Below are 14,644 nucleotides of genomic sequence, written 5' to 3' on the forward strand. Positions count from 1 at the left end.
GCTGGCCTATTGCAAGTAAATTTAACGAAGAAGTTAGGGAAAATAGCTGCTAGAGAAACATGTGTTAAGCCGATCTCAGGTTAACTACTGTAGCAAGCCTGTATTACGCAATATAGGCTGGTTATAACGTATATTTATTGACCGTCTAGTTTTTTTACATCTCTTTTACATATTTAGAGTAAAAAAACTAAACAATGCAAAAAATCGTTTTAAAACAAACAAATGAAAATATGGCTTGTTTTGTGCTTAATAGAGCCTGTGTTATATAATTGATTAAATAACACAACCTATTTTACGGTTTGATTGATCACAATGTCACACCGTTTACACTTACAGAATATAATTTAGTTTTAAAGGGAAAATGATGTTAAGAAATTTATTTGCCGCAGTCTTATTACTGACACTAGCCGCAACAGCTAAAGCTACTCCGATTAAATCAGGTATTGACGGTTCATTTGATATTTTCAGTGTTGCAGATATCACATTAAATGCAGATGGTGAAGTTACCCTTATTAATTTTATCTTTGCAAACATTGCTCTTGTTGATCAAGCTGGTGATTATGCACCTTATTTAACTGCAGGTGATGCAGTGGCATTAGATACTAACCCTATCAGTATTAATAACATCATCGGTTTACAGTTATGGAATGTTAACGGCTTTAGCTTCATCGCTACAGCAATTGGTGCAAATGAAACTGTTGGCGCTACTACAGGTTTATACATCATTGGTGATGTAGTACACGATGATTTCATCACAACATCAACGGAGTTTTTCCTTTCTAGTCAAAACTTAACGGTTGACGGAACAAAACAATCTGCACTTTCAGCATCAATTACTTCTCCTGCTCCAGTAGCAGTATCTGAGCCAGGTTCTTTAGCTATTTTAGCTTTAGGCTTAATTGGTTTCGCTGCTAGTCGCAAGAAAAAATCTGCTTAATTTTCTGATTAAGTCAATTTATTAAGCACGCAAGCGTGCTTAATAATAAAAAAGCACCTTATATAAGGTGCTTTTTTATTGCCTACGGTTTTAACTTAAGCAAGCTTCTCATTCAAAACCGTACCGATATCTGCGTGCCTTGTTCGCTCTTCAAGCTTAACTGCCAACCTTGGTGTTCGCACAAGCGCTTCACTATCGATAAACCAAAACCGTAACCAGTACTCTGACTACCTTTAACCATAAGTTCAGTGACTTTATCCACAATACTTGCCTCTATGCCTGAGCCTGTGTCTGCAATAACAAGCTGATTATTTTCATAACTAATCAGCACTTCACCAGCATTGGTATATTGAAAGGCGTTACTGATCAAATTATCAAGTAACACTTTTAACATGCCTGGTTGCAGTGTTAGATTCACATTAGTATTGTCACTGACTAGCACTTCAACTAAGTTACCATTAGTCTTATTTGCCAGCAAATAGCTGTGATCAATCACCGCCTGCTCGACTAGCGCCAATAAATTCACCGACGATTTAGCAACCGAGGTGTGTTCGTTACGCGCTAGTGATAATAAGGTGGTCACCGTTTGCTCCATTTGTACACTAGCATCACTGATACGTTTTATCAGTGCATCGGTAGCTTGTTGTTTTAGTTGCTGTTGGAGTAATTGTTGCTGCGGTAGTTCAGGGTCTAAGGTATGACTGGTTTGATACACTTCAACGGCATTTTTAATAATTGCGACGGGGGTTCGAAGCTCATGGCTAACATCGCGGGTAAAGTGTTTTTCGCGGATTAACGCTGATTTAATTTGTCCTAGCGTATTTTCAAGGGTTTGTGCCAATAGACCAATTTCATTGTTTGGGAAGCGTTGTGCGAACTTATCCGGAATATTTTCAGGCGCAACGCCATCAACCAAGTCAGCCAGCCGCTGTAAGGGTCTTGCTGTACTGCGCCCTAACAGCCACGCAATAGTACAGGCAATAATAATTAAGACTAAACACACAACCAACATCGCTTTAAGTAAAAAGCCGCTAATAGGCCTAACGAGTAACATTTCACTCACTTCTGCTAATAAATAAGCTTGCTCGGCATCACTTTGTTTTTCAGGCGCTACCTTAGGAAGTGCATATAAATGATAGTGCTTTCCTTGTTCGCCAAAGAACTCACCTGCATTAGGCTCAGTTAATAACTGCACTTTAATGAGCTCTGGTAAGCTTTCCTTTGATAGATAGAGCTTCATATAGTGATGGCGAGGTATCGGCCATTGTTGGTGCTGCTGATAGCCTTCCTGCATTAACTGAGCTTCTTGTGCCATGGTTGTGTATATAAAGCTATCTTCTAATGCGTACATAGCTAAAAACACAAAGGCACTATAAAAACATGATAAGACTAAGGTAAATACACAAAACTGCGCGACAATACGTCGGCTCAAACTATGGTATTTATTGGTGCTATTTTCATTAGCTGAACTTTTATTTATTATTTTGCTTTTCATCATTCACTACCCTGCTCACGTTTACCGTTAGCAACTTCTAAGGCAAAGCCAACTCCGTGGCGAGTTTTCAACATCGCATAACTAAATGGCTTATCTAACACACTACGTAATTGATAAATGTGCGATCGTAATGCATCAGACTCGGTTGGCTCATCGCCCCATAGCTTTTGTGCTAATTGAGAACGACTGACCACCTGTGGGTACTCTTCTGCTAAGAACGTTAAAATGCGATAACCCATAGTGTGTAAATTAAGTGGTACTCCTTTGCGCTGTACAGTTTTACGTTTACGGTCTATTTGCAACTCACCAAGGGTAACAACATCATCGGTTTGCAATAAATGTCTTCTCGATAATGCCAAACAGCGAACTTCAAGCTCTTGCAATGAAAACGGCTTAGTTAGGTAGTCATCGGCGCCAGCAGTAAAACCGCTGACTTTATCGTCAATAGTGTCGCGAGCGGTTAACATCAAAATAGGAATATGGCGTGATGATTTAAGCCGTAATTGCTCACATACCGTTAACCCATCCATCACAGGTAAATTTAAGTCGAGAATGATAAGGTCATAAGACTCACTTAACGCCAACGCTAGCCCCTGCTGACCTTGCATGGCAAAGTCAAACACATGTCCTTTAGCCTCCATATACTCAGCGACATTGCGCGCAATATTAAGTTGATCTTCCACTAATAATATATGTAATGAGGTATTAGTACTGACCATAAAAAACTCCATTGAAAGCGACTTGGCGCTATTAATTCACTATTTAAGCGTAAACGTTAAAAGCTTAAGGAGGTAATAACAAGTTATTGCCCCCTTAAGCCTGAATTATTTAGTTAATTTAGTTGTTATAGCCTTACTATAATGTTGCCAATAGCTCTAGCGCTGGTTGATATTCAGGCTTAGTCTTTAATAACTGTCGTAGTGTGGTTTTTGCTAGCAAATTCTTACCTAGTTTTTGCTGTGCTTTTGCAATGGTGACATCAAGCACAGGGTTGTTTAGCTCTGCTTGAGCCATTGTCATTAAATCTAGTGCTTGGGCAATTTCTGATTCTTTTTCTGCTACTTTGAAAAAATAAAAACCATACATACCAAACAAACTCAGTTGCTTTGATTTTTCTTCACTTGCAGCACGCTGAGAAGCTTGGGCTAAAACCGCACGATCACCAGCTAAAAAATCAGCGATTAACGCAAGCGTACGATCCTCTTGATAGACCTCATGAGCCACTGCGTCAATGCCTAAGCTCGTCACTAACGCTGTTGCTACTCCCACCGTAGAGCTTGGATTTTGGCCGGTGATCAAACGATCATCAACAGCAACATGACTTAACATAATATCACTACTCTGAAATATAGCGCCGCGCTCGACTAGCTTATCTTCGAGCATAAAATCAAACGTTGGTGACCATTTCTTACCGAACAATTGCTCTTCTTCATTAGTAAAACCATTGACGTGTTTATTGGCAATTAAATAAGTACCATCCGCTAACTTAACGTCTACTAGTGCTGCGGGGCCGTGACAAACTGCTGCCACTGCGCCCTGTTGTTGGTATACGTCACTGATTAGCGTTTGCAGTGCTTTATCTTTTGGTAAGTCAAACATTGCCCCTTTCCCCCCAACAATAAACACGCCGTCATAACTAGCTGCATTAATATTTGCGGTGGCAAAAGTATTTGCTAACTTGTCCATAATCTTTTCATCCGCGAGAGTTTGCGCATTGTAGCGTGTCGCTGGATCATATTTATCGGCGACCACATTACCGCCTTTAGGGCTAGCGACATCAACGTCAATACCATTTGCTTGAAACACTAAATAGGCTTTTGAAAATTCACCAAACTCATAGCCAGGCGCTTTTTCCCCTTGCTCCTCGCCATGGCCACTGACTACCATCAGCACTTTTTTCTTAAGGTCTGTTTGAGTAACTTGCTTATCAAGCGTAGCTTTTACCGGCAAAGTAACGACGACTAAACAAATCATTGTAACTATTTTTTGAGTAATGTTTTTCATCATGTCTCTCTTAATCGTTTTTTAATATTAGGTGGTTAGGTTAGATAGTGCGAGTATAAAACTGCTCAGGGGATAGCATCGCAGTGAGTCTGTGAAACTGATGTGAAACCGAGGTAAAATACCCGAGATAAAAGCTTCTCACTGCGCGTTTTTTTACAACTTTACAAGGTTAGTCCGTCATTAATTGCTTAACAGAACTATTTAAACTGTGCTTATTAGCGAAAATCCCTAGTGAAGTAACACTCGCTAAAATAATAAACAAGGTTCCCAATAGCCAAATAAAGTCAGGTTGATAGGTTAGGGAGAACTGTGATTGATAGATGAGTAATCCAGCAAGGTAAGTACCTACTATTGACCCAGTTGCTGCAATCAATGCCGTGATAAGCCACTCAATAATATTAAGCTGAAAGCACGTGCGTTTAGAAAAGCCAAAGCTCATGATAATGCTGTTCTTTTTCCTTTCCTTCGCTTCCGCTGCATTAATTGACGCGAGAATAACAATAATCGCAAGTAAAATAATCACCACTGAAAATCCTGTGATTACCGTCGTTATCATTGCAAGCGTGGAGTCAAATCGTGCGGTCATCTCTTTTAAAGACACCATGCGCAATGTCGGATATTTTTGCCATAAGTTACCCAATAAAGACTGTTGTTGATCGCTCACTTCGATACTTGCCATATGGTAATGCGTTGCTTGAATGTGGGCGATCGCAGTGCTAGGCATTTGTATCCAAAACGTGATTGAGCCATTGCCAGACTTGAATGCGTGACTAGCAGCAACGATAAAGTTATAGCGTTTACCTGCAACCATAAAACTCACCTCATCACCTAAGGCCAACCCGATATCCGTCATCACCTCCTCTTCTATTGAGACTTGCTGCCAATTCTCACTTGCGTTTTGCCACCATTGACCAGATACAATACGGTTATTACTTGGTAGCTCGTTAGCCCAGTGCATTCTTATGTCTCTTGAGAAGCGCGCTAAACTGTCACTAGGTTTCCCGGCAAATTCCTTAAGCGATTGTTGGTTCACTTCTATGAGCTTGGCATGCATATAAGCTTTATTTTGGCGAATACTAATATCGTTATCCAACGCCCACTGATGAAGGTAGTTCATTTGATCCGTAGTGGCTTGCGATACCATTAAATTGCCATCGTGAGTTCGCTGATAAACCGACATTGCTTTGCCCAAGTCGTGCATTAACATGAGGGTAAATAACAGGAGGAATGCTGATAAACCTACCCCTAATATTTGGGTACTTTTGCTCACTAGGCGCTGCTTCATCATGAAAAAGACAAAAGGTAATAACCCTGACAGGTTTTGTGTGAGCTTTTCACCCAAGGTCAATGTCAACCAGCTAAGCGCTAAAATGAGAGCAATAGTCACCCCCATGGCAATAAGCATCATCGTCGTTAATAGGCCATTATCTGAATAAGCAAACACCACAATGATTAAGACCATTAACGCCGCTACTTTTTGCCCTAATTGTTTCGTTTCACTCGTTGCAGTCGTAAAGAGTGACGCAATAGTGCTATTGGCTAACGAATACCACACGGGTAGATAAAATAAAGCAAACAATAAACTTACAAAGCCTAAGGTGCTAAAGGATAAACCAAGGTGCCATTGCCACGTTAAATTCACAAAGCTTTCTGCTAAATGACTGATGATAAGCCAATGTGTTGCTGCGGCTAAAATAAAGGCAATGGGCAATAGTAGTAGCAATGAATAGCACCATTTAATGATAGACACCACGATACCCGTTTGATAGCTAGCACCTAAACTCATACACACCGCGGCAAAATACTGCTCTTTACTTTTATGCTTGATGGAAAGCTGCTCAATAGCAACAGCTGCCATAAAAAACAATAAGATGGAGGTTAAGCCTAAAAAGTTTTCTGTTCGCTTCCAAAATAATGCTAACGGATGATTGCCTTTTTTATGCATAAATTCGGCGGCAGGTATTTGCTGTTTTTGCCATGATTGTAGTGTCGTTATGTTGTCTTCATCAAGGGCAAGTAAATAACGATACTGTATTAAATTTTCGCTAAAGTTTAGCTGCTTCATATCAGCAATGTTGATCATTGCACGCATATTGACATTATGTCCTTCCATCAAGCGATCAGGCTCATGAGCTAGCAATTTTGTTACGGTAAAAGATTGTGAGGCAATGCTTACCGCGTCACCCAACTTCAGGCTAAATCGCGACAATAAACGACTGTCAAACCATATTTCACCTACTTTCGGGCCAGTCGAGTTCGCGTATGTAACCCCATCAAGAGCATTAGCAGTTAATAGCTCTCCCTGTAGAGGGTAATTATCATCAACACCTTTTAGGCTAATATATTGCCAGCTATTATCATGACTAAAATTAATGCTTATTTGCTGAGTTTGCGCGACGTCATCAACCTGTTTAGCTAAGCTTGCTAATTGTGTTGCTGCTAGCGGTTGATGCTGGCTAATAAGAGCATCAGCGCCAAGTAACCCTTGTAGGTTATTAGTTAAATAGTGTTGAACGCTCTCACTTGACTGACTTAACGCCAGCATAAAAATCAAGAGTATTGCTTGCGTCCAGCGAAGCAGGCGTTGATGAGGTAAATGATACTCTTGACGATAGCATTGCCATGCCAGTGAAAAATTAAGCCCGGCTTTCATGATAAAGCCCGCAACAGAACTTGGTGCTGCACTACCTTGTGTTTTAGTTAACATATGCCGCCTCCAAAATCTTACTTTCCCTGTTATGGTTACTATCCTTTAAGAGTCGCCCTTGGTTCAAACGATAGATATGGTCAGCACGCTGCGCTAACCCTTCGCTATGGGTTACCATAACCAAACCCGCGTTATTCTCTTTACAGCAAGAAAATAACGTATTCGCGATATCTCCAGCACTCTTTTCATCGAGATTACCAGTCGGCTCATCGGCAAAAATAAATCGCGGTTGGAAAACTAAGGCTCGTGCAATGGCAACTCGTTGTTGCTCGCCACCACTGAGCTCACTGGGACTATGGTGCATGCGATCTGACAAACCGACTTTAGTGAGCATGGCTATCGCTTTACTCACTGCAGTTTTATCTCCGCGTAGCTTCAACGGCAGGGCAACATTATTTAATGCGCTTAATTCAGGTAACAAATGAAACTGTTGAAAGATAAAGCCAATGTATGTACGCAAACTTTCTAAACTTGCTACTTGGCTACCTGTTAAATAACACCCTTCACCTGATGTCGGCTTTTCCAAACCTGACATCAACATCAATAAACTTGATTTACCAGCCCCAGACGGACCAGTAATCGCGTAAGACTGCCCTTGTTTAATGGTTAAGTTAAGCTGTTCAAATAAGGTCACTTTCGCTTCATTCAGTGTGAAGGACTGGCTAATATTTTTTAGTTGAATAGAGCTGAGTTGAATCGCATTGGGTTGAATCGAATTAGGTTGAGTAACAGTAGACATATCTGATGGCCTTTTAATAACATAATTGCCGATAAGCTTATTCGAGTGAATGTGAAAGGTATGTGAAAGGTATCAGTAAAGTTATGCTGTATTCAGGTAAGAAATCCACCTCGTAAGCTGCTCTTATCTTGCCTGGGTTTATGCCAGCCTGACTATTACGATGCTATAAGTCAGCTTGGGTGCTTGGCTTGCAAATAGCAATCGCTTTACACAAGCGGGTAATAATCTTGCTTTACCCAGATCAACAGTCAGCGCCCGTATTAAAGCGTTAGAAGTGCGATTAAATACTCGCTTATTCAATAGAAATACTCGAAATGTTAGTTTAACTAATGAGGGGATAGACTATTTGCAAGTATGCCAAAAAGCCCTAGGCATGCTGATTTCTGCTGAAGAATCGTTAATTCAAAATGACACACTTTCAGGCAGACTAAAAATTTCTGTTCCTGTTGCGATGCCAAAAATGCCCTTAGCTCGACTTATTTCGTCATTTCAACAATGCTATCCTAACTTAAGTGTTGAGATCATGGTTACCGATACACCACAGGATATTGTTGCTGAAAATATAGATGTTGCGATTCGAGGTCGTGATGCTGGCGATTTAGATCTTATCGCGAGAGAGCTTGGAAAAGCTAAGCTAGGTTACTTCGCCTCCCCATCAGTAGTTAAACAGCTAGGAAAAGAAGCATGTAAAGAGAGCTTATCAACTCAACTTATCTTTGCACCATTGAACAAATCACAGCGCTTTAAGTTGGTTACACATGACTTTTCATTGGCACATGATTTAGCTTGCACTCATCAAGGCGTCGTTATATTGCCTATCAATTTATGTCAAGCATCCGTAGAGGCTGGCTTACTTTTACAATTTAGTTGTACACCACAACCAGCTGAATTACCTGTATATTTAGTTTATCCAAACAGGAGTTATTTAGCCAAACGAGTGAGGGTACTCATTGACTTCATAATCGCTAATCATCAAAAATTCACACTCATTTAATGCGTAAACCGTGAGTTAAGCAGCATTATTCTCGCGACTTAATTATAAATAGACCACCATAATTTTAATAAAGAGAGTTACTTAAGTAGATATAGTCACCTGAGCATCCAAAAAAGCTAAAAAATTGTACGTTAACTACACAATCAAGACGAAAAAAGAGTGCTGATGAAAATAAAAAAGCACCTTATATAAGGTGCTTTTGTTTATCTAATCAACCGATAACCAAAGCTAACGGAAAAATTTTATGATAATTAATTTAAAAATATAAAGTTTCTAGTGTTTCACCTGCAACTTTAATATCACATTTGTCACCTGATTGTGAATTTGATGACTGAATAGCACCAGCCACCGCCCCAAACACACCACCTTGACGGTTTAAAACTGAGCTAAAGTAACAATGGCTAGACACTTCAACATCTTGATAGTTGGTTGTTAAGTTTAATGTTGGAGTATACGGAGGAAAACGTCCTTTCATTACAGGATCACCATTTACCGTAAGCTCTACTTCTTTGCGTTTCTCGTCGTACTGACCACCGAAGACATAAACCTTACCTTGATAAGCTATCGTTTTTTCTTGCGCTTGAATTGGTGGCGTTGAGCCACAGCCAACTAATGTTATTAGTGCAACACTAGCAATTAGTAAAGATTTCTTTAACATAACTAATTCCATATAAAAAAATGAGTATAAAATATAACCTAATAGCTATTAGCTTTCAATCAGCTAAATCATTAAATTTATTAATATAAACAATAGGTAATAATCACATTAACTAAAAACGGCATAGATAGCTCTATACCGTTTTTATACCTCTCAAATAAGCTCTTACTTTGCTTAAGGAGTAACGGTTGGTGCTTTAATCACTTTCCAAGGATCCCCTGCTCCTGGAATATTTCCTTGGCTGTACCATTTAGCTTCGTAAATCCCTGTTTGGTAAGATACTTGGTCTCCTCGTAAGTAAACTTTGCTATCAACCCATGCAGCAACACCATCGACAGGAGGCTCAACAACCGGTGTATCGAGCTGATCTACGACACGAATTTGCGGCCAACCGGCGTGAGAGTTATGAAAGTTAGTAACACATTTTTCATAATCGCCAGGCACTAACGCTGAGTATGCGGTTTGATAAGCAACTAACTTACATTCAAATGACTGACCTTCTGGGCGATCTGCATAATAGGTCCAGTCACCTTCCCAGTTGGTGTAAAGTACATCCGTAGCCCCTTCAAGGTTAATACTGCCAAATGGCGTTTGTTGGTAACAAGTATTTAATTCATCCGACTGAATATCAATATTGTAATAAGCCGATAAACCTTCCCAGTAACGAATACGATTAACGGGTTGACCCTTAGTTTCATTTTGAGCGCCACATTCAATACCACCATTAATGACATTTATTGTGGTACCAAAACCATAACCAATACCCGCATTGGTTTCACGCTGCGATGGCACCCAAGTACGATCGATAACATGTAACATTGCTGGTTTTGGTGCTTGTGGCGTTAAGAAAAACCAAATAGCAGACGCCATATTCAACCATGAGTCAGCAACTAAACCAGGGTTATTTAATAATACCGAGGCATCACCATCAAACATCACTTCAGAAAAAGCACCGTAGTTAAAGTGATAAGATAATTGCTTAGCACCACGGCCAAAGTAACCCTTCCCTGCGACACATGGCCAACGTGATGTTTGCCAATTCTGCTCATTACAGCCAACCGTATAGCCTGCATCACCTTCTGACCAGCTCATTTCACGCACGTGTACCAATGCCTGTTGCCACTCTTCAAGCTGTTGAGGGTTATCTGAAATGTTATCCTTACTAATATGACCGCCAGTTTCTTGAGCAAAATGGGCAAACGCCGTCACTATTGATTTTTTACAAATGGCGTCAGCATCTTTTGCGACATCAATATAGTCACCACAAAACGCAGGAAATTTGCCAATGGCACGTAAAAAGCGCGTATAGGTATATTCTGGTGCTGCCATTTTGGTTAAAAAATCCCACTCAGCTTCGGGGAAAATACGCTCGGCGCGCTTAACATTATCAGGATTAGTCGGTAAATTAGGATAGATTGCCTCAACCACTGCATTACTACTTGTTTCTAAAGCTTTTGCCCAAATAGCGTACATAGGGTCTGCAGTTTTAGCATCACGCGAGGCATTGAGCTCAACACGAGAAACAACATAGCCATTTGGATTCTCAGGGTCCACTTGTGGATTAATCGCGAGACTGCTGGTGCTTATACCACCGCAAATTAACACAGAAAGTACTTTGAGCTTGTTCATAAACACTTACCTTTTATTGTTTAGCGCTTTTTCATGCGCATTTATTATTTCTCTTGATGAGCTGACTTATCGAAAGATTGTAAACTATGTTGCAACAAAAAATTAACAAAAACATTACGTGTATCAGTTTCTTATGTCAAGGTTAAAAAACAAACAACTGGTATTCTTTTTCAACAGATAAACATTGGGATTTTTCATGGCAAAAAGACTTATTTAGCCCTAAAAACTATCAAGGTCTCAAGTTCAGCGTTGTAAAGGCGCACTTATTTTTTCATACTTAATTTGTTATGCTGCCCAAAACCACGATATATCGTGCACTGATAAAGAGTGAATAGTTTTCATATGAAAGACAACCATAACAAAGATATTAACCACAATATTAAAGCCTACTTAGCTGATTCAAATTTACTTCTCAATGCCATGGGTGAAGGCATTTATGGTTTTGATATTGAAGGGAATGCGGTATTTATTAACCCCGCTGCAGAACGTATGACTGGTTGGAAGTCTGAAGAATTACTGGGTAAAAATATTCATCAATATCATCATCATAGCCATGCGAATGGCGATCATTACCCTAGTGAAGAATGTAATATTTATAACTCAATGCGCGATGGTGTCGAACGTAAAATTACCGATGAAGTATTTTGGCGTAAAGACGGCACTTCATTTCCCGTAGAATACACCTCAACCCCTGTATATAAAGACAATGTGATTGTTGGTGCGGTTGCAGTTTTTAGAGATGTTAGTCAACAGCGGCTTGCCGACAATAACCTACGCGACGCGTTAAAAAAAGTACAAGAGCTGACCGAACAGCTACAAGCAGAAAACACTTACCTACAAAGTGAAATTAATGAAGCATGGCAAGGCTCTGGGTTAGAAGGTAATAGCGCTAAATTTACCGCCATGCTAGCGCAAATAAAGTTAGTGGCACAAACCGACAGCACGGTTTTAATTTTAGGTGAAAATGGTACGGGTAAAGAAGTCGTAGCGCGCAACTTACACCAGCTAAGTGCCCGTAGCAACAAGCCATTGGTGAAAGTTAATTGTGCTGCATTTACTGCTAATTTACTCGAGTCTGAGCTCTTTGGTCACGAAAAAGGCGCTTTTACCGGTGCCATAGAGCGTCGTAAGGGGCGTTTTGAACTGGCCGATAAAGGCACACTTTTTTTAGATGAAATTGGAGAGTTATCACTCGAGGCACAAAGTCGATTATTACGGGTATTACAAGAGCGCGAATTTGAGCGCGTTGGTGGCAGTAAAACCATTGCCGTTGATCTTCGTATCATAGTCGCGACTAATCGTGATTTATTCGCTATGGTTGAGCAAGGCCAATTTCGCATGGACTTATATTATCGCTTAAATGTTTTCCCTATTAACATTCCAGCGTTAAGAGATCGCATTGAAGATATCCCACTATTATGTAGCAGTATACTCAAACAACTGAATGCCAAACTTAACAAAAGCATTACCCATATTAATAAGCGTAGTTTAGCAAAACTAACCCAGTATCACTGGCCTGGAAACATCCGAGAGCTACAAAACATTCTTGAGCGTGAAGTTATTCTAGCCCAATCAAGCACCCTCAATATTCAGCAAAAATTTACTAAAAGTCATGCGGCAATCCCCTCAATAAATAAGCCACTAGCAGAAATCGAAAAAGCTTATATCACCGAGGTTTTAACGGATTGCCAATGGATTATTGGTGGCAATAGGGGCGCAGCAAAAGTGCTGGGGTTACCTGACAGCACACTAAGATCTCGCATGAAAAAGCTTAACATCTCTCGATAACTGCCAATAGTAATTAACCCTTGCTCACCACAACAGACACAAAATCCACGCTATATCGTGCATGCACGACATAGCGTGCCTTAAAGCTCCTACCCATCAAATAAAAACCTTAAAATACAAATAGATAATAAAAATAAATTTTGGCGTAAATCTTGATATTGATCAGGGTAATTACTCAATTATGACCCTGTAAATAATTATGAAATTTGATATTAAAGAAGAACACCTCATCATTAAACCTTATAAGTCTAATGAATCTATTTATGTAAGAGAGCAAAAAGGATTTTATCAAAGAATACGACGCTACCTAGGTTGGTTATTAATGCTCACCTTTATCGCCATTCCCTTTATTCAATTTAATGGTGAACAAGCGGTATTACTCGATGTTGCTAAACAAGAATTTCGTTTATTTTCAGTAACATTCTGGCCACAAGATTTTGTACTGTTAGCAGGCATATTTATGGTTGCCGCATTCGCACTATTTTTTATTACCACATGGCTTGGTCGTGTTTGGTGTGGCTATACTTGCCCGCAAACTATATGGACACTTGCTTTTATTTGGGTAGAACATCGTATAGAAGGTAAGCGAAATCAACGTAAAGCGTTAGACAAAGCCCCATGGAGTATTAATAAATTACAAAAAAGAGTCGCTAAACACAGTATATGGCTAGTCATGTCGTTATTTACGGCCACTACCTTTATGTCTTATTTTATTCCAGCCTCTGATCTATACAGTGAAATGATCGCTTTTGAATGGTCAGGCTTAATTACGTTTTGGGTAGTGTTTTTTACTTTCTGTACTTATGGAAATGCCGGTTGGATGAGAGAGCAAGTGTGTATTTACTTATGCCCTTACTCTCGCTTTCAATCAGCCATGTTTGATAAAAACACCTTTTTAGTCGCCTATGACACTAAGCGCGGCGAAAGCAGAGGCCCACGTAAGCGTAAAGCCGATCATAAAAGCTTAGGTTTAGGCGACTGTGTTGACTGTAACTTATGCGTTGAAGTTTGCCCTGTTGGTATTGATATTAGAAACGGCATGCAATATGAGTGCATTAACTGTGGGTTATGTGTTGATGCTTGCGACGAAACAATGAGCCGCTTTAATTACCCTACAGGGTTAATTAGCTACACTAGCGAGCAACGACTGTTAAGTAAAAAGCCACAGCCATTTAACCTTAAATTAGCCGCTTATGGTAGCTTATGTATTATGCTCGTTGCTGCATTAGGTTTATGGATTAATGAACGTATACCGTTAGAAGCCTCAGTATTACGTGATAGAAACGCGTTATATCGAGTTAATTATGAAGGCATGGTAGAAAATACCTACACCTTAAAAATTCTCAATAAAAGCCAGCAAAGTGCCAACTACCGTATTTATGTGGAAGATATTGAACTAGATAAAATAATACAAGGTGAGCCAATAAAAACGGTACAAGTCGCTGCAGGAAAAATGCAAGAAGTACCACTAACTCTAAGTGTTGACAGTTATAACTTACAGCAGAAGATGACCAATATTAGTTTTATTATTCAATCAGTTAATCAACCAACGACGGTTGTCAAAAAAGAAACCGTATTTTTTAGTGATTAAAGAAAGCAGAGCGTAAAAAAAACCTGGGCTCATTAGGGGCTGTTGATCTTCCGAGATTATTTTTGCAGCTTTTTGTTGGGTTTTTATACAAGGCAGAGCCTT

At 39.8% G+C, this 14,644-nt stretch carries 11 protein-coding genes; 4 read left to right on the forward strand and 7 right to left on the reverse strand.

The window, feature by feature from the left end; translation table 11 throughout:
* Positions 1 to 361 precede the first annotated feature (361 nt).
* Complete coding sequence (locus KO495_RS17215) at positions 362 to 937, forward strand: PEP-CTERM sorting domain-containing protein (protein WP_215981645.1); 576 nt, start codon at positions 362 to 364, stop codon at positions 935 to 937.
* A gap of 112 nt (positions 938 to 1,049) precedes the next feature.
* Here KO495_RS17215 and KO495_RS17220 read toward each other — a convergent pair whose 3' ends face one another.
* The 5 genes from KO495_RS17220 to KO495_RS17240 form a co-directional block, all read right to left on the reverse strand.
* A complete protein-coding gene (locus KO495_RS17220; RefSeq protein ID WP_252739041.1) occupies positions 1,050 to 2,435 on the reverse strand; it encodes a HAMP domain-containing sensor histidine kinase in 1,386 nt (461 codons plus the stop codon).
* Positions 2,432 to 3,151, reverse strand: coding sequence for a response regulator transcription factor (locus KO495_RS17225; RefSeq protein ID WP_215981646.1), 720 nt, complete (start codon positions 3,149 to 3,151; stop codon positions 2,432 to 2,434). Before KO495_RS17225 ends, KO495_RS17220 begins: the two co-directional genes overlap by 4 nt.
* A 136-nt stretch (positions 3,152 to 3,287) precedes the next feature.
* Entirely contained in the window at positions 3,288 to 4,439 is a 1,152-nt protein-coding gene (locus KO495_RS17230; protein ID WP_252739042.1) for a type 1 glutamine amidotransferase domain-containing protein, read from the reverse strand.
* Positions 4,440 to 4,605: 166 nt separating this feature from the next.
* Positions 4,606 to 7,143 (reverse strand): FtsX-like permease family protein, encoded by a 2,538-nt coding sequence (locus tag KO495_RS17235; RefSeq protein ID WP_252739043.1) that lies wholly within the window; start codon positions 7,141 to 7,143, stop codon positions 4,606 to 4,608.
* Positions 7,133 to 7,882 (reverse strand): ABC transporter ATP-binding protein, encoded by a 750-nt coding sequence (locus tag KO495_RS17240; protein ID WP_215981647.1) that lies wholly within the window; start codon positions 7,880 to 7,882, stop codon positions 7,133 to 7,135. The genes KO495_RS17235 and KO495_RS17240 overlap by 11 nt, the downstream gene beginning before the upstream one ends.
* Positions 7,883 to 8,057: 175 nt before the next feature.
* Between KO495_RS17240 and KO495_RS17245 the strand changes: the two genes are divergently transcribed.
* Positions 8,058 to 8,876, forward strand: a complete 819-nt coding sequence (locus tag KO495_RS17245; RefSeq protein WP_215981648.1) for a LysR family transcriptional regulator — start codon at positions 8,058 to 8,060, stop codon at positions 8,874 to 8,876.
* Between the two features lie 256 nt (positions 8,877 to 9,132).
* Here the strand turns inward: KO495_RS17245 and KO495_RS17250 are convergent, their stop codons facing one another.
* The gene (locus tag KO495_RS17250; protein ID WP_215981649.1) at positions 9,133 to 9,534 is read right to left on the reverse strand and encodes a hypothetical protein; all 402 of its coding nucleotides are present in this window, start codon (positions 9,532 to 9,534) and stop codon (positions 9,133 to 9,135) included.
* A gap of 174 nt (positions 9,535 to 9,708) precedes the next feature.
* Entirely contained in the window at positions 9,709 to 11,163 is a 1,455-nt protein-coding gene (locus tag KO495_RS17255; RefSeq protein ID WP_215981650.1) for a chitinase, read from the reverse strand.
* A gap of 342 nt (positions 11,164 to 11,505) precedes the next feature.
* Between KO495_RS17255 and KO495_RS17260 the strand changes: the two genes are divergently transcribed.
* The gene (locus tag KO495_RS17260) at positions 11,506 to 12,951 is read left to right on the forward strand and encodes a sigma 54-interacting transcriptional regulator (protein WP_215981651.1); all 1,446 of its coding nucleotides are present in this window, start codon (positions 11,506 to 11,508) and stop codon (positions 12,949 to 12,951) included.
* Positions 12,952 to 13,150: 199 nt separating this feature from the next.
* Complete coding sequence (gene ccoG / locus KO495_RS17265; RefSeq protein WP_215981652.1) at positions 13,151 to 14,542, forward strand: cytochrome c oxidase accessory protein CcoG; 1,392 nt, start codon at positions 13,151 to 13,153, stop codon at positions 14,540 to 14,542.
* Positions 14,543 to 14,644: the final 102 nt, after the last annotated feature.

The organism is Colwellia sp. D2M02, from assembly GCF_018860755.1.
Classification (GTDB): domain Bacteria; phylum Pseudomonadota; class Gammaproteobacteria; order Enterobacterales; family Alteromonadaceae; genus Colwellia; species Colwellia asteriadis.